The sequence below is a fragment of the Streptosporangium sp. NPDC020145 genome, assembly GCF_040631275.1.
Taxonomy (GTDB): Bacteria; Actinomycetota; Actinomycetes; order Streptosporangiales; family Streptosporangiaceae; genus Streptosporangium.
The window spans coordinates 349,757-369,844 of record NZ_JBEXZT010000003.1; the positions used below are offsets into that span (position 1 = coordinate 349,757).

The 20,088-nt window shown below is 70.6% G+C and carries 17 protein-coding genes and 1 tRNA gene; 10 read left to right on the forward strand and 8 right to left on the reverse strand.

Annotation, left to right across the window (positions count from 1 at the left end; all coding sequences use genetic code 11):
- Positions 1-97 precede the first annotated feature (97 nt).
- From ABZ463_RS07115 to ABZ463_RS07130, 4 genes are read left to right on the forward strand one after another with little or no spacing between them, the layout of a single operon-like run.
- A complete protein-coding gene (locus tag ABZ463_RS07115; protein ID WP_362773932.1) occupies positions 98-1,648 on the forward strand; it encodes an amino acid permease in 1,551 nt (516 codons plus the stop codon).
- Positions 1,645-3,087 carry an FGGY family carbohydrate kinase gene (locus ABZ463_RS07120; RefSeq protein WP_362773935.1) on the forward strand — a complete coding sequence of 481 codons (1,443 nt, stop codon included), beginning with the start codon at positions 1,645-1,647 and terminating at the stop codon, positions 3,085-3,087. The genes ABZ463_RS07115 and ABZ463_RS07120 overlap by 4 nt, the downstream gene beginning before the upstream one ends.
- Positions 3,084-4,469, forward strand: coding sequence for an NAD(P)/FAD-dependent oxidoreductase (locus ABZ463_RS07125; RefSeq protein WP_362773938.1), 1,386 nt, complete (start codon positions 3,084-3,086; stop codon positions 4,467-4,469). Before ABZ463_RS07120 ends, ABZ463_RS07125 begins: the two co-directional genes overlap by 4 nt.
- Positions 4,466-5,725, forward strand: coding sequence for an FAD-dependent oxidoreductase (locus tag ABZ463_RS07130; RefSeq protein WP_362773941.1), 1,260 nt, complete (start codon positions 4,466-4,468; stop codon positions 5,723-5,725). Before ABZ463_RS07125 ends, ABZ463_RS07130 begins: the two co-directional genes overlap by 4 nt.
- Here the strand turns inward: ABZ463_RS07130 and ABZ463_RS07135 are convergent.
- On the reverse strand, positions 5,709-6,896 hold the full coding sequence (locus ABZ463_RS07135; protein WP_362773944.1) for an amidohydrolase family protein: 1,188 nt from the start codon (positions 6,894-6,896) through the stop codon (positions 5,709-5,711). The two genes, ABZ463_RS07130 and ABZ463_RS07135, sit on opposite strands and share 17 nt — an antisense overlap.
- Positions 6,897-7,624: 728 nt before the next feature.
- Here ABZ463_RS07135 and ABZ463_RS07140 point away from each other — a divergent pair.
- Together ABZ463_RS07140 and lpdA are read left to right on the forward strand one after the other, a co-directional pair.
- The gene (locus ABZ463_RS07140; protein WP_362773946.1) at positions 7,625-8,278 is read left to right on the forward strand and encodes a hypothetical protein; all 654 of its coding nucleotides are present in this window, start codon (positions 7,625-7,627) and stop codon (positions 8,276-8,278) included.
- Positions 8,279-8,312: 34 nt separating this feature from the next.
- Entirely contained in the window at positions 8,313-9,713 is a 1,401-nt protein-coding gene (gene lpdA, locus ABZ463_RS07145) for a dihydrolipoyl dehydrogenase (protein WP_362773948.1), read from the forward strand.
- Positions 9,714-9,733: 20 nt separating this feature from the next.
- On the opposite strand, the gene ABZ463_RS07150 is transcribed toward lpdA, so the two are convergent.
- Positions 9,734-10,828 (reverse strand): hypothetical protein, encoded by a 1,095-nt coding sequence (locus ABZ463_RS07150; protein WP_362773951.1) that lies wholly within the window; start codon positions 10,826-10,828, stop codon positions 9,734-9,736.
- A 264-nt stretch (positions 10,829-11,092) separates the two neighbouring features.
- Complete coding sequence (locus ABZ463_RS07155; RefSeq protein ID WP_362773954.1) at positions 11,093-11,470, reverse strand: STAS domain-containing protein; 378 nt, start codon at positions 11,468-11,470, stop codon at positions 11,093-11,095.
- A gap of 258 nt (positions 11,471-11,728) precedes the next feature.
- Here ABZ463_RS07155 and ABZ463_RS07160 point away from each other — a divergent pair, with 258 nt between their 5' ends.
- Together ABZ463_RS07160 and ABZ463_RS07165 are read left to right on the forward strand one after the other, a co-directional pair.
- Positions 11,729-12,100, forward strand: coding sequence for a hypothetical protein (locus ABZ463_RS07160; protein WP_362773957.1), 372 nt, complete (start codon positions 11,729-11,731; stop codon positions 12,098-12,100).
- Positions 12,101-12,250: 150 nt separating this feature from the next.
- Positions 12,251-14,161 (forward strand): potassium transporter TrkA, encoded by a 1,911-nt coding sequence (locus tag ABZ463_RS07165; protein WP_352010388.1) that lies wholly within the window; start codon positions 12,251-12,253, stop codon positions 14,159-14,161.
- 12 nt (positions 14,162-14,173) lie between these two features.
- Here the strand turns inward: ABZ463_RS07165 and ABZ463_RS07170 are convergent, their stop codons facing one another.
- Together ABZ463_RS07170 and ABZ463_RS07175 are read right to left on the reverse strand one after the other, a co-directional pair.
- Complete coding sequence (locus ABZ463_RS07170; RefSeq protein WP_352010387.1) at positions 14,174-14,392, reverse strand: DUF2277 domain-containing protein; 219 nt, start codon at positions 14,390-14,392, stop codon at positions 14,174-14,176.
- Between the two features lie 304 nt (positions 14,393-14,696).
- Positions 14,697-15,683 (reverse strand): hypothetical protein, encoded by a 987-nt coding sequence (locus tag ABZ463_RS07175; RefSeq protein ID WP_352010386.1) that lies wholly within the window; start codon positions 15,681-15,683, stop codon positions 14,697-14,699.
- Between the two features lie 925 nt (positions 15,684-16,608).
- Between ABZ463_RS07175 and ABZ463_RS07180 the strand changes: the two genes are divergently transcribed.
- Positions 16,609-17,886 (forward strand): glycosyltransferase family A protein, encoded by a 1,278-nt coding sequence (locus ABZ463_RS07180; RefSeq protein ID WP_352010385.1) that lies wholly within the window; start codon positions 16,609-16,611, stop codon positions 17,884-17,886.
- Positions 17,887-17,898: 12 nt separating this feature from the next.
- On the opposite strand, the gene ABZ463_RS07185 is transcribed toward ABZ463_RS07180, so the two are convergent.
- Both ABZ463_RS07185 and ABZ463_RS07190 read right to left on the reverse strand, forming a co-directional pair.
- Positions 17,899-18,447, reverse strand: coding sequence for a GNAT family protein (locus ABZ463_RS07185; RefSeq protein WP_362773963.1), 549 nt, complete (start codon positions 18,445-18,447; stop codon positions 17,899-17,901).
- 75 nt (positions 18,448-18,522) lie between these two features.
- Positions 18,523-18,596, reverse strand: a tRNA-Lys gene (locus ABZ463_RS07190).
- A 222-nt stretch (positions 18,597-18,818) separates the two neighbouring features.
- Here ABZ463_RS07190 and ABZ463_RS07195 point away from each other — a divergent pair.
- Positions 18,819-19,187 (forward strand): PRC-barrel domain-containing protein, encoded by a 369-nt coding sequence (locus ABZ463_RS07195; RefSeq protein WP_352010380.1) that lies wholly within the window; start codon positions 18,819-18,821, stop codon positions 19,185-19,187.
- Positions 19,188-19,345: 158 nt separating this feature from the next.
- Here the strand turns inward: ABZ463_RS07195 and ABZ463_RS07200 are convergent, their stop codons facing one another.
- On the reverse strand, positions 19,346-19,942 hold the full coding sequence (locus ABZ463_RS07200) for a hypothetical protein (protein ID WP_362773967.1): 597 nt from the start codon (positions 19,940-19,942) through the stop codon (positions 19,346-19,348).
- Between the last annotated feature and the right edge of the window lie 146 nt (positions 19,943-20,088).

The window sequence follows — 20,088 nt, forward strand, 5'->3', positions numbered from 1 at the left end:
GCCGGAGAGTTCGAGGAGCCGGGAGGCGCGGCAACGCCACCCGGCTCGGATCCCCAGCCGATGCACCATCTGACAGGAAACACAGGAGTTGGGACCCATGCCCCAGTATTCACCACACGAGTCCCCGGATCAGGCCACGGCGAGCGTCGAGGAGTTCGGCTACAAGCAGGCGATGAAGCGAGGAACCGGGCGTTTCGCGTCGTTCGCGGTCGCCTTCGCCTTCGTCTCGATCGCCACGGGAATCTTCACCACCTACGGCTCCGTGCTGAACAGTTCAGGGCCCGCGGGCATCTGGACCTGGCCGATCGTGATCGTCGGTCAGCTCGCGGTCGCGTTCATCTTCGGTTCCCTGGCCGCGCGCATCCCGGTGACCGGCTACTCCTACCAGTGGACCTCCCGCCTGGCCAATCCCGTCCTGGGCTGGATCATCGGCTGGATCTCGTTCACGTTCCTGGCGATCGTGGTGGTCGCGGTCGACTACACCATCGCCTCGACCGTGCTTCCGGCGCTGCTGAACTACCAGGGGACGGCGCTGAACGCGTGGGTGATCACCGGGGTGGTCATCCTCGCCCAGGCGTTCCTGGTCGGGTTGTCCACGAAGTGGACCGAACGGGTCAACAACTTCGCCGTCTCCGCCGAGCTGGCCGGCATGATCGCCCTGGTCCTGCTGCTGCTCGGGGTGGGGTTCGTCGCCAAGGAGGCCAACTTCGCGAACCTCTTCAGCACCGGCGCCGTCCCCGCCGAGGGCTACCTGTCCTTCGGCACGCTCACCTCGGCGGGCCCGTGGATGCTGGGCTTCCTGCTCGGCGCGTTCACGATCGTCGGCTTCGAGTCGGCGGCCAACCTGGCCGAGGAGACCAAGGACCCGGCCCGCGTCGTGCCCCGCGCCATGTGGCAGGCGGTCCTCGCCTCCGGTGTGCTGGGCTTCCTGTTCCTCATCGCCGTCACCCTGCTCGCCGGGGACCCGGTCGAGCTGGCGAAGTCGGACACGCCGATCGCGGACGTGATCACCCGGACCCTCGGCCCCGTCGTGGGTACGGCCCTGCTGGTGCTGGTGGTCATCGCGATCTTCGCCTGTGGCATGGTGATCCTCATGAGCGGGGTGCGCCTGGTCTGGGCGATGTCCCGTGACGAGCGCTTCCCCGGCTGGCAGGCCTGGCAGAAGATCTCGCCGAGGTTCGGCACGCCGCTGAACGCGACCGTGCTCATGTGCGTCATCGGCCAGCTGATCCTGGCGATCTTCTCGACCAGGACGGACGCGCTGTTCGGGCTGTTCGCCGCGGCGACGCTGCTGCCCGCGATCATCTACGCCTCGACCGTCGCCCTGTATGTGGTCAAGCGCCGTTCGCTGCCGCCCAGCAGGGGCTTCGACCTGGGCCGCTGGGAGATCCCGGTGGTCATGGTCGCGGTGGTCTGGCTGGTGTTCGAGCTGCTGCTGTTCCGCGACGCCTCGTTCGCCGACCCGTGGACCTATGTGCTGATCATGCTGGTGATCGGCGCCGCCTACCTGGTCTACCTGCTCGCCACCAGGGGCGGGGCGCGTGGCCTGGCCATGCCGGAGATGCGCTCCATCGACGCCGAGCTGGACGCCGACGCCGCCGCCGGGCACGACGTCTCCCAGGATCGGGGGGACGTGAACCGGCGATGACGACCGTACTGGCGATAGACCAGGGCACCTCGGGGACCAAGGCGGTCGTGACCGACGGTGAGGGGAGGGTGCTCGGCCTGGCCGAGCACCCGGTGCGCCCCGTCTACCTGCCGGGTGGCGGGGTCGAGCAGGACCCGCGGGAACTGCTCGACTCGGTCCTTGAGGCCGGGCGGCGGGCCGTCGCGCAGGCCGGTGTCCCCGTCGACGCCGTGGCGCTGGCCAACCAGGGTGAGACCGTACTGGCCTGGGACCCCACGACGGGTGAGCCGCTGTCCACCGCGATCGTGTGGCAGGACCGCCGTTCCGAGGAGATCTGCGTACGGCTGCGCGAACACGCCGACCGGGTCGCGCAGGCCACCGGGCTGGTCCTGGACCCGTACTTCTCCGCGCCCAAGATGGCCTGGCTGCGGGAGAACATGACCGGGGAGGGTGTGGTCACCACCTCGGACTCGTGGCTGGTGCACCGGCTGACCGGGGAGTTCGTCACCGACGTCTCGACGGCGAGCCGGTCGCTGGTCACCCGGCTCGACGACGCGAACTGGGACGACGGGCTGCTCGAACTGTTCGGGCTCGGCGGGGAGCGGCTGCCCCGGGTCGCCGCCAACGACGAGGTGGTCGGCTCGACCTCCGCGTTCGGCGGGGACCTGCCGGTGTGCGGGCTGGTCGTCGACCAGCAGGCGGCGTTGCTCGCCGAGAACTGCCTCACCGCGGGCGAGGCGAAGTGCACCTTCGGCACGGGGGCGTTCCTGCTGGCCAACACCGGCACCTCGGCCACGCGTTCGACGGCGGGTCTGGCCGCCTCCGTCGCCTGGCGGGTCAGGGGGGAGACGTCCTACTGCTTCGACGGGCAGGTGTACACGGCGGCCTCGGCCGTACGGTGGCTGCAGGACCTGGGCATGATCGGCTCGGCGGCCGACCTCGACGTCGTGGCGGCCGACGACAGCGAGGGCGTGCTGTGCGTCCCCGCGCTGGCCGGGCTCGCCGCCCCGTGGTGGCGGCCGGACGCCAGGGCCTCCTTCACCGGGATGACGCTCTCCACCGGCCGGGGGCACCTGGTGCTGGCCGTACTGCAGGGCGTCGCGGCGCAGGTCGCCGAGCTGGGCGACCTCGTCGCCGCCGATCTCGGGCGGCCGCTGAGCGCGCTCAGGGTGGACGGCGGGCTCACCCGCAGCCGGGTGCTCATGCAGGCGGTCGCCGATCTGGCACAGGTCACGATCGAGGTCTACCCGTCGGAGCACGCGACCCCGCTGGGCGCCGCCGCGCTGGCCCGCGCGGCGCTCGACCCCGCCCTGCCGCTGCGGGAGGCGGTCGGCGGGTGGAAACCGGCCACGACGTACGAGCCGCACTGGCCGGCGGAGCGGGCGGCCGAGTTCCGCGCCCGCTGGCACGAGGCCGTACGGACGACCACAACGAGACAGGAGCAGGAGGGGGAACGGTGAGCACCACGGGGGTGGGCACGTTCGACGTGGCGGTGATCGGAGCGGGCATCGTCGGCTCCGCCATCGCCAGGGAGCTAGCGAGGCACGAGCTGAGTGTGGCGCTGCTCGAAGCGCGTGACGACGTCGGCGACGGCACCAGTAAGGCGAACACCGCGATCCTGCACACCGGTTTCGACGCCAAACCCGGCACCCTCGAATCCCGTCTGGTGCGCGAGGGCTATCACCTCCTGTCCGGCTACGCGGCCCGTACGGGCATCCCGGTCGAGCACACCGGGGCCCTGCTGGTCGCCTGGACCGCTGAGGAGCTCGACGCGCTGCCGGGCCTGAAGGAGAAGGCCGAGCTCAACGGCTACGACAAGACGGAGATCGTCGGCGCGGAGGAGGTCTACCGGCTGGCGCCGCACCTGGGTGAGGGTGCTCTCGGCGGGCTGACCGTGCCCGACGAGTCCATCGTCTGCACCTGGACGACCAATCTGGCGCTGGCCACCGAGGCGGTCCTGCGCGGGGTGACGCTGCTGCTGAACCACCGGGTCCTGACCGTCGAGGAGCACTGGGAGTCGACGACGCTGCGCACCTCGGGCGGGGACGTCACCGCCCGCTGGGTCGTCAACGCGGCCGGGCTCGGCGCCGACGTCGTGGACCGGCTGTTCGGCTACGACCGTTTCACCGTCACGCCGCGCCGTGGTGAGCTGCTGGTCTACGACAAGCTCGCCCGCCCGCTGGCCGACCGGATCATCCTGCCGGTGCCGTCCTCACGCGGCAAGGGCGTGCTGGTCAGCCCGACCGTCTACGGGAACGTCCTGCTCGGGCCGACCGCCGAGGACCTCCTCGACCGGACCGACACCGGGACCTCGGAGCGGGGCCTTGAGTTCCTGCTGGAGAAGGGGCGCAAGATCATGCCCGAGCTGCTGCGGGAGGAGGTCACCGCGACCTACGCGGGCCTGCGCGCGGCGAGCGACCGCCAGGACTATCTGATCGAGGCAGACGCGGAGCACCGTTACGTCCTCGTCGGCGGTATCCGCTCGACCGGGCTCACCGCGGGCATGGCCATCGCCCGGTACGTCACCGAACTGGCGGGCAAGGCCGGGCTGCCGCTCGTGCCGAGGACCGATCTGCCCGAACCTCCCCGCATGCCCAACCTCGGGGAGGCCTTCCTGCGTCCCTACCAGGACGCCGAGCGGATCGCCGCCGACCCCGCCTACGGCAAGGTGGTCTGTTTCTGCGAGCGGGTGACCGAGGGGGAGATCCGTGACGCCCTCATCTCACCGATCCCGCCCGCCGGGCTTGAGGGGTTGCGGCGCCGTACGAGGGCGATGAACGGGCGCTGCCAGGGGTTCTTCTGCGGCGCCGAGATCGGAAACCTGCTGGAGGCCGACCGATGAGCGACACCGTCACCACCCTCACCCCGGACGTGGTCGTCGTCGGCGCGGGGCCGTCCGGGCTGAGCGCCGCGCGGGTGCTCGCCCCCCGGGTCGGCGGTGAGGTCCTGGTCCTCGACCGCGAGAGTACGGCCGGCGGCATCCCCCGCCACAGCGACCACCCCGGCTACGGCGTCAGGGACATGGGGCGTTTCATGGGCGGCCCCGCCTACGCCCGCAAGCTTGTCCGGCAGGCGGAGGAGGCCGGGGCGACGATCCGGACGAACGCCACCGTGACCGGGTGGTCCGGGGAGCGCGCGATCGAGGTGACCAGCCCCGAGGGTCGTCTCCTCGTCGAGGCCGGGGCGGTGATCCTGGCCACCGGCGCCCGGGAACGTCCCCGTCCGGCCCGGCTCATCCCCGGGGACCGGCCCCGTGGCGTCTACACGACCGGGCACCTGCAGAACCTCGTCCATCTCAGGCACGGCAGGGTCGGTGAGCGGGCCGTCGTCGTGGGCGCGGAGCTGGTCAGCTGGTCGGCGGCGCTGACGCTGCGGGAGGCGGGCTGCCGTACGGTGCTGATGACCACCGAGTATCCGAGGCCGGACTCCTACGCCGTGTTCAGCGGCCCGGGAAAGGTGCTGTTCGGGACGGAGGTCGCCACCCGCACCCGGGTGAGCCGGATCATCGGCAGGCCTGACCTGCGCGCGGTCGAGGTCGAGAACCTCGACACGGGACGCAGGCGGGTCGTCGAGTGCGACACGCTCATCCTCACCGGTGACTGGATTCCCGACCACGAGCTGGCACGCGCCGCCGGGATCGCCATCGACCCCGGCACCCGGGGGCCGCTGGTCGACAGCGCGCTGCGCACGGACCGGCCGGGTGTGTTCGCCGTGGGCAACCTGCTCCACCCGGTGGACACCGCCGACGTCGCGGCGATCGACGGCGCCCATGTGGCGCGTCCCGTCACGACCTGGCTGGACGGCGGGTCGTGGCCGGTCGGCGAGGGGGTACGGCTGCTGGCCGGGGAGCCCTTCCGGTGGGTCGCGCCGGAGATCCTGCGTCCCGGTGACCCGGTGCCCGCCCGGCGCCGGCTGTTGCTGTGGGGTGATCGCCACATCCGCCTCCCGCACGTGGTGCTGTGGCAGGGCGACCGGGTCGTGGCGCGCAGGCGGGTGTGGTGGCCGGTGGCCCCGGGCCGGGTGTTCCGCGTCCCTACGGACATGCTGTCCGCCGTGGACCCGCGGGGCGGCCCGGTGCTGGTCACCGCGGAACCGTGACCCCCGGCTCCCCCTCCAGCCGGTAGACGCGGCGGGCGTTCTCCGCGCCGATCATCGTGGCCACCCGTACGGCCTGCGTCCTGCTCCACTCCCCGTCGGCGACGAAGCCGGACAGGACGCGGGTCATCGCGCTCCGCCACAGCAGGGCGCCCAGGTGGTGCAGTTCGGCGGGTCCCCAGGCGTCGGAGGAGAAGAGGATCTTGGCGAAGGGGGCGAGTTCCAGGCTCTCCGCGACGACGGCCGCGCTGCGCGCCCCGGTGTGGTTCACGGCGAGCCCCACGTCGAAGTAGACGTTCGGGTAGACCTGGGCGAGGAAGCCCGCGTTGCGGTGGAACGGGTAGCAGTGCAGCAGCATCAGCGGGACGCCGCTCGGTTGCGCCCGTTCGATGAGGCCGCGCAGCAGCAGCGGGTCGCAGCGGCGCAGGTCCAGGTCGGGGTCGCCGTAGCCGGTGTGGAACTGCAGCGGCAGGCCGCGCTCGACCCCCTTCCAGATCAGGTGGCGCAGCAGCACCGGGTCGTCGACACGGACTCTTCCCGTCCGCTCGGCCTCCCGCAGCCACCTGCCCGCCGCGGCCGTCACCTCGCCGAGGGTCGGCGGCTCCGGGTCCACGTCGAGACCGTGCCGGTAGGCGACGACCGTCTTCACCCCGCGTGCCGTACGGCTGCGCTCCCACAGGGCCGCCTCGAAGCGGGCGGAGAAGCCGGCCGCGTCGGTCCCCTCGGCCACGACGTGTTCGGCGACCGTCTCCAGGCGGACGATCTCTTCGGCGGGGCGTCCGGTGGCCTCGGTCATCCCGGCCGGGCCGAGGAGTTCCTCGCCCCGGTAGCCGGTCTCCACCAGGAAGTGGCCCACCCCGCTCGCGGTCAGCAGCCGCCGGTTGACCTCCTCGACGCCCAGTTCGGTACGGCGGGCGAGGTAGGTCTCCGGGTCGGTGTGCGCTTCGAGACCGAGGACGGGCGCGCAGTGCCGCAGGACGGCGAAGCCGAGCTGGGAGTCGAACTGGGTCATCCAGGACGGCGTCGGCCGGTCGGACTCGGTGATCAGCTCCTCGAACCCCCGCCTGGACAGGTCCGTGGCCAGGGCTCCGTGCACGTGGTGGTCCACCAGCGCGACCGCCCCGACGTCCCGTCCCAGGGACTCGGCGGAGAGGACGGTGGATGCTCCGGTCATGACGTGCTCCCGTGGCGGTTCGCGGCTTTCGGTCGTGTCCGTGGTCTCCCCACCGACCCCGTCGTCATACCAGAACCCGCCCCGGCGACCTGCGGGCACAGGGGTACGCCGTGCCAGGAAAGGCGTCGGCCCGCGAGTGGCGACTCCATGTGTTTCCCTTTGTGGAGGGCCCACCGTGAAGAAGCCCCGCCGGTTATCCGGAAAGCGTCCTTGCCTTAAGCGGCCGAGGGCGTCGCCGCCTCATCCGTTACGGGAAAACGGCGCCGAAGCGGTTGTCACGGGCCCGCCTGAGGAACCACCCGCATTCCGGGACGCCCATCCCGGTGAAAGACCCGGTGATTCGCGGCGGGGAATGTCCCCGGCCTGGCCGGGACGAAAGCGTGGCCGGGCGAAAGGCGGGCCGGGGCGTAGGCGCGTGACCGGACGAAAGGCGAGACCGGGGTGTAGGCGTAGGTGGCCGGGTGAACCGGCCCGCGCCCGGCGGCTCCCGTCCAGGCCCATCCGTGGCCGCGCGATATGTCACGACATCCGAACAAGGGTGTCCTTGTGTGATGAAGGGAGGCGGGGACTACAATCCGGAAAAGCATAATGGCCGGGGAAAGCACGGGGCGTGCTTGAGTAATCGCCTGACCATAGTGCGAGCACGTGAATCTGACGCTTAAGTGACTGTCCGGAAAGCCAGTCATCGAAGCGTTCGCGATCCTCGCGAACGCCGGAGGGAAGCTCCGATGCTCCAGACCATTCTGCTCGTGCTCGGTCTGTTCGTCGCTCTCGTGAGCATGGTGATCCTCGTCGAGGGCACGTCGCTGTCCGAACTGGCCTCGGACATCCGTACCAGGAACGCCCGTAACCGCCGCCTGCGCCGTTGCCGTCGCGACAACGCCGTCTACCCCTACTTCTACGACGTCGGCCTGAAGAACAGGGCCGAGGCGCAGCCGCCCGCCCCCGTCGGGGGCCGGGTCGGCGTGAGCCGCTGCGGTCTTGAGGGCGCCCCCATGCCGCCCGGCATGTCCTCCCTCTACACGTTGCACCACCGCGGCACCGGCCACCTGGTGCCGTGCACCGGCGAGGAGGTCCGGCGGTGGCGGCAGGCCGCGGTCGAGTACGTGATGACCCTGCGCGAGGCGGGCGCCGCGCTGCGCGCCGAGCACGAACGGGCCAGGCTGCGCCCCGTACGGCTGCTGCCCGGTGGGCGCCGCAGGATCGCCGCCGAGTTGCGGGAGGCCCGAGGGCGTTTCCAGTCCGCCGCCCTGACCGCCGCCGCGGCCTACCGGCCGGTACACGACGAGATCGCGAACCGCCTGAAAAGCGAACCCGCGCGCGGAATCCGGCGGGGGTGGCGACCGGCCCCCCTCACCTCACGGGAACGCCACCCCCTGTGAGCGGAGCGGCCCGCCGTTCAATAGTGTCCGATCCATGAGCACTCACTATGACGTCGTGGTCCTCGGCGCGGGCCCCGGAGGGTACGTGGCGGCGATCCGCGCCGCCCAGCTGGGCCTGAGCACGGCGATCGTCGAAGAACGTTACTGGGGCGGGGTGTGCCTCAACGTGGGGTGCATCCCGTCGAAGGCGCTGCTGCGCAACGCGGAACTCGCCCACCTGTTCAACCACGAGGCCAAGACCTTCGGCATCCGGGTCGAGGGCACGGTCACCTTCGACTACGGCGAGGCGTTCAGGCGCAGCCGCAGGGTCGCCGACCGGCACGTCAAGGGCGTGCACTACCTGATGAAGAAGAACGGCATCACCGAGTACGAGGGCCGGGGCGAGTTCACCGACGCGAACACGCTGCGGGTGACCGGGGCCGACGGCGGCGAGCAGACGGTGACGTTCGACCACTGCATCATCGCGGCGGGCGCCACCACGAGGCTGCTGCCGGGGACGTCGGTCACCGACCGGGTCGTCACCTACGAGGAGCAGATCCTCAGCGAGGAACTTCCCGGCAGCGTGGTCATCGCCGGGGCGGGCGCCATCGGCGTCGAGTTCGCCTACGTCCTGCACAACTACGGCGTCAAGGTGACGATCGTCGAGTTCCTCGACCGGCTCGTCCCGCTTGAGGACGAGGAGGTCTCCGCCGAGCTGGCACGTCACTACCGGCGGCTCGGCATCGAGGTGCTGACCTCGACGCGGGTGGAGTCCATCGACGAGTCCGGCGACAAGGTGCGGGTGACCGTCTCGCGCGACGGGCGGCAGGAGGTCCTCGAAGCCGACAAGGTGCTGCAGGCCATCGGCTTCAAGGCCCGCGTCGAGGGCTACGGCCTCGAACGCACCGGGGTCGCCCTGACCGACAGGGGCGCCATCGCCGTGGACGGGCGCTGCCGCACGAACGTGCCGCACATCTTCGCCATCGGCGACGTGACCGCCAAGCTGATGCTCGCGCACGCGGCCGAGTCCATGGGGATCATCGCGGCCGAGACCATCGCGGACGCCGAGACCATGGAGCTCGACTACGTCATGATCCCCAGGGCGACGTACTGTCAGCCGCAGATCGCCAGCTTCGGCTACACCGAGGCACAGGCCCGTGACCTCGGCTACGACGTCCAGGTGGCCAAGTTCCCCTTCAGCGCCAACGGCAAGGCCCACGGCCTCGGGGACGCGGTCGGCTTCGTGAAGATCATCAGCGACGGTGAGCACGGCGAGCTGATCGGCGCCCACCTGATCGGCCCCGAGGTCACCGAGCTGCTTCCCGAGCTGACGCTGGCCCAGAAGTGGGACCTGACCGTCACCGAGGTCGCCCGCAACGTGCACGCCCACCCCACACTCGGCGAGGCGGTCAAGGAGGCGATCCACGGCCTGGCCGGACACATGATCAACATGTGAGGGGCGCCGGGGACCGGTCCCTACCCGGCGGAGGCGTAGGTGACCATGAAGGCCTGGGCCGTCCTGACGAGACCGTTGTAGCAGGCCACGCCCCGGACGGTCACCGCGAGCGCGCCGGTGTTCCACGGTGCCGGCAGGTTGCAGTATTCGGGGCCGGGTCCGTACGCGGTGACCTGCACGTGGTCGAGGAGCCCGCCGACCTGCGGGAACGTCACCAGACGCAGCCCCGCTCCCGCGGAGCGCACGGTGTTGACGGCCCCGCGGGAGTTGTGGCTGATCCCGCCGGGCCGCGGGGAGTACGGCCCGGCGTCGTCCGGGAGGTTGTCGAAGGTGTAGGCGAAGTTCTCCGACGGGAGCGCCGCCCCGGTGATGGCCCGCTCACGCTGGTAGGTGAGCGTCCAGCCGGTGCCGACGGGGGTGTCGGCCGCGTCGTGACAGCGCACCCGGACGCTCTGCCCTGCCACCGTGGACGTCCAGGCGGCGACCTTGCAGCGCGCGGGCCGCTCGGGATCGACCGCGGTCACCTGCAGGCCGCCCGTCCTCCGCGCCGTGCCGAGGCCGGGCATGAGGACGTCCCAGGTGCCCGCAGGCCCGGCGGTGACGGTGTTCTCACCCGCCGCGGAGTTGGCGCGTGAGACGACCGCCACGCCGTCGTGGTGGACGTAGCCGAAAGCCTTCCCGTCCACGACCTCCACCTGCGGGACGCTCTCCTCGAACAGGACGGTGAACGGGACGGTCACCGGGGCGCCGCCGTACCGGTGGCACCGTACGGCCACGAGCAGGTCGGCGCCCGAGGGGCCCCACCACAGGACCTGGCACCACTCGGGGCGGGGGGAGACGGCCGTGACGTGCGCGACGCCGCCCGTGGTCGCCAGCCGAGGGAACCTGACGTACGTCGGACCTCCGGCCGGGGTGAGGATCGAGACGACCGGGCCGGGCGGCCAGCTTCCCGCCTGGCGGGCGAGGGTGGGGACGCCGTTCGGCGTGTTGACGAAGGCGAACCCCCAGCGGTCGGGGACAGCCGTTCCCGCTCCCGCCGCGGGGACGGTGAGGTCACCTGTGAGCACGCCGAGGACGCAGAGGATCGACGTGATGACCTTTCGCAACCGACGCATACCGCTCTCCATCGGCCGAGGGGGACGTACGGCCAGGCATGACCGCGGCCGTGACATGGGGCGGCGTGAGGCGGCATGGCAGAGCCGGGGAGACACCTGGTTGAGCGTTCTTCGGGCTCTCGACGACCCGCGAGCGGAGCGGCCTCTCATCCCGGAGACCGGCGAAACGCCATGGACGACCGGAGGCGCCCACATCCGGAAACGGTGCGTCAATCGACGATTACTCTACGTCATAGTACGGCTCGCGCCGGCCCCGTCAACCCCTCACTCCGGGCTCGGGGCGCTCCCCTCGGACGCCTGCCGCAGCGCGCCGACCACGTCGGAGTCGACGGCGAAGAAGCCGTAGAGGTCGGTCATCCGCAGCAGCCGCTCGAAGGGGCCGCGCACACCCGCCAGGCGCATCCACCCGCCCGCCTCGCAGGTCATGGCCATCCCGCCGAGAAGGGTGCGCAGGCCGTTCGAGTCACAGAAGGTGATGCCTCCCGCGTCGAGGACGATCCTGGGACGGCTCTCCTGGACCAGCCCTCTGATGGCCTCTCGCAGCAGCGGGCTCGACGTCCGGTCGATGTCGCCCTCGACGGTGAGCACGGCGCAGCGCGCCTCCTCGTGGTGGGCGACACGGACGACCAGCTGCCTGCTCACACCCACCCCTGCCCCTCCCGGCACCGGTGACGCGGCCCGGCCCGATCACACGGTATACCCCCACCCTCGCACAGCCGGGCGGCCCATGGGAGACATGTACGTAACGCCCAGAGACGACGTGGTATGACGTGGCACGACGTGGAGCCCAGGAAGGCGACACATGTGGCCCCCGAGCCACAAAACCCAGGCTGGACACCATACGTAGCGGATTGTTTACTTCTCGTGACCGCAGCAGCACCATCCGTCACAGGAGAAAGCATGCGACTCAACACGCTCACGACCGTCGCCCTCGCCGCCCTCGTCGGCTGCGCGGGCCTGACGGCGGCGACCGCCCTCCCGGCCGCGGCGGGCACCACGCCCGTCACGGCCTCCTCCACGGCCGTCGACTTCACCGGCTACCAGATCGTCAAGCTGCCCAACGCCAACGTGCCCAACTTCACCCGGCGCGCGGTCAGGTGCCCGGCGGGCAAGCACGCCATCGGCGGCGGCGCGGAGGCCCAGGGCAACCGCGCGATCCTCGTCGGCTCCTTCCCGACCGAGGACGGCGCCGGCTGGTACGGCATCGGCCGTCAGGACGGCTACAGCGACGTCGGCATCAGCGTCTACGTGATCTGCGCCAACGTCAGCTGATCGCCCTCCCGCCGGACCGCCGGCCCCGAAGCACCGGCGGTCCGGCGGGAGCCCCAGGCTCTTCCCCGCCTTCCCCCTCCACCGACGACAGGCCATAATCACTTTCGGTGTCTGCCAAGTAACTTAACGTCAGACAACGGAGGGTTCGTCGTGAGGCGTCTGCGCTACCGCTTCGACAACCTCGTCATCCGGGGAGGCTGGGCCGTGCTCGGCCTGCTCGTTCTCGTGGCGCTCGCCGTCTCGGTCGCCGGGGCGACGGCCCTCGTCGTCCTGGTCCCGGACGCCACCGACCTGCCCCTCGCGCTCTGGTCGGGGTTGACACGCACACTGTCCCCGGTGACGGCGACACCCGAGGAGGGGCCGCCACCACTCCCCCGAGGCACCCCGGTGGTCGCTTTGACCGGAATCGTGATCTTCAGCGCGCTCGTCGGCCTCGTCAAGACGGGGCTCGACCGCAGGCTGGCCGGACTCCGCAAGGGCCGCTCGCCGGTGGTCGAGCGCGGCCACACCGTGGTGCTCGGCTGGTCGGAGCAGGTCTTCCTGATCCTGTCCGAGCTGGCCGCCGCAGGCGAGGGCAGAGGCGGGACGACCTGTGTGGCGATCCTCGCCGACATGGACCGGACCGCCATGGAGGAGGCCATCGGGGGCAGGGCCGCGCTGCGCAACCTGCGTGTCGTGTGCCGTACGGGCAACCCGACGGATCCGGCGGACGTGGCCATCGTCAGCCCGGAGCGGGCACGGGCGGTCATCGTGCTCGGTTCCGAGGACACCGACTCCGACGCCAGGACCATCAAGAGCCTGCTCGCGCTCGACGCCGCCGGGGTCCGGCCGAGGGTGCAGCTGGTCGCCGGCGTCCGTGACCCGGACAACCTGGTCGCCGCCCGGCTGGCGGGCGGGAGCGGCGCCCTGATCGTCGACGTCGACGAGATCTCCGCCCGCGTCGTGGTCCAGAGCTGCCTGAACCCCGGCCTGTCGGTGGTCTACGGCGACCTGCTCGGGTCGGGAGGAAGCGAGATCTGCTTCCGGCAGCCCTGCGACCTCGTCGGAGAGAACTTCGGGGACGCCCTGCCCGCCCTGGAGAACGGCTCCCTCATCGGCCTGGAGCGCCGGGGCCGGATCATGCTCAACCCCTCCGGGGAGACCCGGATCGACGCGAACGACCGGCTTGTCCTGATCATGGGCGACGGCGGCGCCAAGCAGTTCCGCACCTCGGCCGAGCCCGACAGCCACGAGATCATCGCCTCCGGGGAGCACACCCCAACGGCGCACCGCGTCCTGATCCTCGGCTGGAACGGCCGCGGCGCCGCGATCGTGACCGAGTTCGACCGCCGCATGCCGCCGGGGTCGCAGGTGAGGGTCGTCGCGCACGACTCCCGGATGGCCTCGCGGATGGACGCCCTCGCGGGATCCCTGGCCAACGTGACCCTCGCCCACGAGAGTGGTGACATCACCCGTTACGGCACCCTTGAGGCGCTCGGCGTCGGGACCTACGACCACGTCCTGATCCTGGCCGACGACCGGCTCGGCGCACACGTCGCCGACTCGCGCACGCTCCTGACCCTTCTGCACGTCAGGGAGATGACCAGGAGCAACGGCTGGCGGCACAGCCTGGTGACGGAGATGGCCAGGGAGTGCGACCGGCGTCTGGCCGAGGTCACCGAGGTCGACGACCTGATCGTTCCCACCCGGGTGACCGGCCTGCTGATGATCCAGATCGCCGAGCATCCCCGGCGCCACGACGTGTTCACCGACCTGTTCGCCGCCGGGGGCCAGGAGGTCTCTCTCAGGCCCGCGGGTGACTACGTGCGGCTGTCGGTCCCGGTCGACTACGCCACCGTGGTCGCCGCCGCCCGTGCGTACGGCGAGATCGCGATCGGCTACCGAGGAGACCGTACGGCTCGCGGCGACGGCGGCGTCGTCCTGAACCCGCCGAAGAGCAGGAAGGTCGTCTTCGAAGCCGACGACGCGGTGATCGTGCTCTCCGGGCGCGCCTCCGCGAGGAAGGACGACCTGCGCACGGACGTGGAACACCTGGAGACGCTGAACCACGAGATCACCTGACGCACGACGGAGTCAGGTCCGAGGAAGACGCCCCAGTTGCAGGTCTTCGAGAAGGGCCTGCGTCGCGGCGGCGACGGCCTCGACCGCCCTGTCGAAGGCCTCGGCGTTACGGGCGGACGGGGATCGGAACCCGGAGACCTTGCGGACGTACTGGAGCGCGGCTGCCCGCACGTCCTCGTCGGTCACGTCACTGGCGTAGGGCTCCCGAAGGGTTTTGATGCTCCGGCACATGCCATGGACCATATTCCACCGCACCGACAGAACCGGGGAGCCCAAGCGGCCCCGCCGCTCCCCCGTCCCCTGGCGAGAGACCGGCAGGGTGGATCGCGAACGGTTCGGTCCGCCGCTGCCTCCGGTTCTCCCCGTCAGGAAAGCACGGAGCATATGTCGAACGGTTCTTCGTCCAGCACATCGGGCGGCCGGACCTCGCTGATCCTCTCCCAGAGGCCGGGAGGCGACGCAGGCGTCTCTTATGAAGCCGGAACGCGGCTTGGGCGGCGAAAGGCCGGTGAGGCGCTGATCCGGGCTTCGAGCCCTAGGCTCGCCTGAGCAGGCGTAGCCGGGGGAGGTTGCCGGTCAGGACCCGGGCGTAGGCGATGAGCAGGTGGGGAAGCTCGTCGGCCTGTCTCCACAGCAGCACCGCCTCGGCGTCGAGTTCGGCGACGCTGTCGGCCAGCCCCTCCCCCAGGGGCACGGACTCCATCCGCGCGTTCAGTTCGTGGGCGCGCATCCTGGCGCCGAGGGCCGCGTCCACGGCCTGGGAGGCCTGCCTGATCTCCCCGACCGTGCCGGGGGCGGCTCCGGCCCTGTCCAGGGCGTGGACGAGCTCGCCGGTGGGCGGCAGGAGGGGCATCTGGTGGTCGAGCCACATCCGGCCCCACAGACGCCGCCGTCGTGCCTCCGTCCACCCGTCCTGGACGAGCACGGGCCTGCCGTCGGGGGTTCGCCGGACGACCATGCCCAGCTCCGCGGCGAAGTCACGACCGCCGACCGGTGCCGGACCGCGGTCGCCCGGCCGTACGTCGGTCAGGCCCTCGTCCATCCACACGGCCAGTTCGGCGAGCTCACGGTCCGTCTCGGAGATGGCGGGCAGCAGCGCCAGCTGCCGTTCGTCCATGTGGGTGTAGGGGTCGGCCGCCGCGACGCGGACGGGGGTTAGGCCCGTCCCGACCAGCTGGGCGACCACGGCGCAGGCGGCCACGTCGGCGTACCACGCGGCGAAGACGGTCACCGCGTCCTCCAGTTTCTCCGCCGTCTCCTCGGCGAGGAGCGTCCGCCGGGCGCCCAGTGACTCAAGCGGGTCGATCCTGAGACCCGCCGGGGGCCACGTCTGGGTGGCGCGCAGCCGCGAACCGCGCTCGTCGCTCTCGTACAGCTCCTGCCTGAGCCGCACGGCCGCCACGTAGTCGGCCTCGACCTGACAGGCCGCCTCGGTCAGGGCGTGCAGGACGTGGTCGATCGCCTCGTCGCTCAGCGCCTCTCCCGGCGTGGTGGTGAGCACCGCGGAGCCTTCGATTCTCACGCGCAGCCTCCCTCGGCTGGGCCCGACGGCCTGCTTGGCCGTTTCCTGCGACGGGTCGGCGCACCGCCGCACAATGGACACGGAGAGTACGCGAATGGTCACGGACAGACTACTCGTGGGCCGCAGGTGACGGGTGGGAACCAGAGGATCTCCGGCCGGAGCGCGGTCTCCCCTGGGCTTTCTCCGCGCAAAGCGGTGACGACGCGTCGCGAGAATGCCCGCGACCGCGTCCGGTCACGGTCCTCCGAAATACCCTGCGGCCGCTTCGTTTGAACACCGGTCCAGACCCGGCCGTACGGCGTCGGCGGTTGTCGGGAAGTTCCCCCGCCCAGGCGGAGAAAGGCGGGAAAAGGCCGGGCAAAATTCATACGGGAAGCACCGTACGGCACCGGTGAGAACTTTCCACCATTCCTGCTTTCTCTCGGTGACAGGACGTGCCCTGTCCGCTTCCGCTCCGGGAAGCGGCTTTGGATGCCCGGAGAATTCCCAGTTCACAGCGTTGCCGCTCGGTGAATACGCCGAATGGCGAGATCCGCGAGGGGTGCCCGGCCCCGCCCGCCGGATGCCTGGAGCGCCGAAGATGAAAGGCCTGACACCGAACACTTCCGCTTTGGCGAGCGTGCTGCAAGACTGCGTTCGACTGTGCTTCGGGGCTTCATTCCCTTAGACGACCAGGCGTGGGAGGCCGGTGTGGGGGAAACTCGGTTCAGCCGAGACGACAAAGGCACTGGAAGAAGGCCGGGGCCGCCGGGAAAACAGGTTTCTCGCGGGACGAGTCGCTCCCCGGAGGTTCGGGGACGTTCCTCGGAGTTTCCTGAGCGTTTTCCGGGCGGAGGCGGTCGCCGGGGGGCGGCCGTGTCCATCGGCGACACGGGGCCGGAGAACGACCGGTCGCGTCCTGCGGGGAGCGCACCGGGGAGGCGTCATGCCCGGCGGTGAACCTCTCCAGGTCATCGTGTGCTCGACCGGCGCCGCCGGGCTGTCCGGCGTGCGCAGGGCCGTACGGCTGGCCAACCGGCGGGCGGCGGCGGGCAGACGGCTCCGCCTGCTGCTCGACCCGTGGCTGATTCCGGACACCGTCGGGATCGACCCCGGGGTGCGGATCGCCGAGCTTGTCGACCCCAACCCCGGCCACCGTTACCTGTGCCGGGAGCAGGCCGACGCCGACCGCGTCTTCGAGACCCTGCTCGCCCACGACTGGCAGTCGCAACCCGTCACGCTGACCTTCGTCGGCTGCGCCGCGCTGGCCCTGACGGTCGTGCGGGCCCGCAGGCTCCTGGGGCTGTTCCAGGACGCCACGATCGAGACGGTCGACCTGGAGCCGCTCACCGGGACCGTCGCGGGGACGCCCTCGGAGGTCTTCGCCCGCTGGGCCGCCGGATACGTACGCCGGTACGCCGGGACCGTCCTGCGAACCGGGGACGCTCCCCGGGGACGTGTCTCCGTGGTCATCCCGCTGTTCGACCACGAACAGCGGGTTCACGAGGCCGTCGCCTCGGTCCGCCGCGACCTGCCGGAGGCCGAGATCGTGGTGGTGAACGACGGTTCTGCGGACCTGGCGACGAACAGGTTGTTCGACGGGCTGAACGGCGTGGTCAAGGTCAGCCAGGAGGGTCAGGGACTCAGCGCCGCCCGCAACGCCGGGATCCGGCACGGCCGCGGCGACTATGTGGTGCCGCTCGACGCCGACGACACGATCAGGCCCGGTTTCCTCGACGCGGCGCGCAGGGCGCTCGACGGCAATCCCGACCTGGCCTACGTCGTCGGTTACACCCAGTACACCGGCCTGCTCCACAGCACCTACGCCCCCGCCGGGTTCATCCCTGAGCTGAGCCTGTTCATGCACACGCACGGCAGGGCGACGGGCATGTACCGCAAGGAGGTGTTACAGGGGGTCGGCGGATACGACCGGCGCTTCCCCGCGTCCGAGGACTGGGAGATCCAGATCGCGCTGTACCGGGCGGGGCACCTGACCGACGTCCTGCCGATCGTCGCCCACCGCTCCCAGGGGGACGCCGAGCAGTTCCACTCCTCCCTGGAGGAACAGGTTCGTCACCGGCCGGTCCAGCAGATCATGCGCAAGCATCTGCCGATGCTGGACGCGGGTGACCTGCAGGTCGGGATGCTGGTGCTCGCGCACCTGTGGGACGCCGAGTACGAGCCCAGCCTGCCCACCCCACCCTGGCGAAGCCTGCCGGTCTGAGGACGACTTCGCTCAGACGCCGATCGTCCGGTCGGCCCCGTCACGAGGCTCCGTGTGGAGTTCGTCGCGGAGGAGGGAGAAGAGGAGTTGGTCGTGCCAGCGGCCGCCTCGCCACTGGGCTCGCCGTACGCGGCCCTCCTGCTGGAAGCCGATCTTCTCCAGGCAGCGGATCTCGGCCAGGTTCTCCGGGTCGGTCGTCGCCTGGACGCGCTCGACCCTGGTGTGGGTGAACAGGTAGCGGACGAGCTCGCGCTGGGCCAGGGTCCCGATGCCGCGTCCCCGCCAGGACGGCAGCAGGCCGATGGCGATCTCCCAGCACAGCGAGGTGTCGCGGCGCCCCCAGCGGCGCTCCAGCCACTCGACCCGCCCGGCCAGCTCGCCGTTCACGGTGACGGCGAGCATGTTGTCCGCCCCGGCCAGGAGCCCTCGGGTGCGCAGGGCCTCCCGCGGTGCGACCGTCGGGGTGAACCCGAACCACTGGTACGGCGTCGCCCCCTCCTCGCTCTGGAAGGCCAGGTCGAAGGCGTCCAGATCGGCCTCGACGACGGGCCGGAGCTCCACGGGCGGTCCCCCCTCGGTGGTCACCGGACGAGAAAACCCCAGGCCGGGCGTGCCGACCTGGGGTTTCCTCCGCTGTGCGCCGCCAGGGACTCGAACCCCGGACCCGCTGATTAAGAGTCAGCTGCTCTAACCAACTGAGCTAGCGGCGCTTGGCTTCGACAAGACTACCGGACGAGAGACCGTGCTTGGGACACGGAGCGACACAACCCAACTGTCATCCCATGCCATGAGATGACAGCCATTTCATAATTTTTCGTCGCTCAGCCCCAGGCCATGGCCTTGATCGTGGAATGCGTGGGGGTCGTGACCGTTTGGAGATCTCAGCCGGGGTAGCGGGAGGAGGCCGACGAACCACACCAAAGGAGAGAAACATGCAGCCTGAACTGTGGAGCTATCGCGCTGACGCCTACGACGTCAACCAGAGTCTCGACATCGCGGGCTATCACGTGGAGGCCACCGACGGGAAGATCGGCTCGGTCGACGAGGCGACCTACGAGGTCGGTGAGAGCTACATCGTCGTCGACACCGGACCGTGGATCTTCGGGAAGAAGGTCCTGCTTCCCGCCGGTACGGTGACCCGGATCGACCCTCAGGAGCGCCGGGTCCACGTCTCGCGCACCAAGGAAGAGATCAAGAACGCCCCCGAGTTCGACGAGGCGAACTTCAAGGAGCCGGTCTACCGCGACACGGTCGGTGAGTACTACGGCCGCTTCCCCTACGGCGGGACGGGCGTCTACTGACCCCTTCCGCGACGTCACGCACGGCGAGGGCCCCGCTTCGAGGCGGGGCCCTCGCCGCGTTCCGGGGGCGGTGACCGATCCCGGCCTTCTGAGAACGCCTCGGGAGCCGTCCTCAGAAAGAGCCGTCCTCAGAAACCGGTCTCCAGGAACCCCGAAGGTCAGGGCCAGGAGGGGTCTCCCGCCGGGCTGACGGGACCCTCCAGTACGCCGAGCCGTTCCAGGAGGGTCAGGAAGGTGAGCGCGTACGGCGAGTTCCCCGTGACGGCCGCCACACGTCCCCAGTCGACCTGCTCGCGCAACGCCCTGACCTGGGGCAGCAGCGAACCGTAGTCACAGCCGTGTTCCGACAGCGGAAGCAGCCAGGTGATGACCAGGTCGGTCGCCTCAAGGACGGGCACGATCACGGCGGAGGCCTTCATCGGCTCCGCGCGCTCCAGCAGCCGGGAGGTGACGGGGTGGTCGCAGACGCTGAAGATCAGGTCCACCAGCCTGCCCTCGTCATAGGCCTTGACCAGCCAGTCCTCCGGGGGCTTGGCCGTCTCGAACCCCAGGCCTCCCAGGGCCTCCAGAGCGGCGGGCACATCCTGCTGGGGCAGGACGAAATCCACGTCGTGCAACGAGGGAGCGGCGCCACGCGCGTAGGCGGCGCATCCCCCCGCCAGCGCGAACCTGACGCCCGCGTCCTTGAGACCGCTGCTGGCTCGCTTCAGCGTTTCCAGGATGGCGTCGGTCACCTCGTGGCCGTGACTTCCCATATCCCCCGGGTACCCCATGAATCCCCAGATAGGCATAGCAAACCTGGTCCAGGGTAAAGCGCCCTCTTAAGCCTTACCCCTACGAACCGCTTCGCCGCCGGCCGTCCGCCAAGGAGGTCGGCGGCCGGCTGGGAATCGTCCGTATA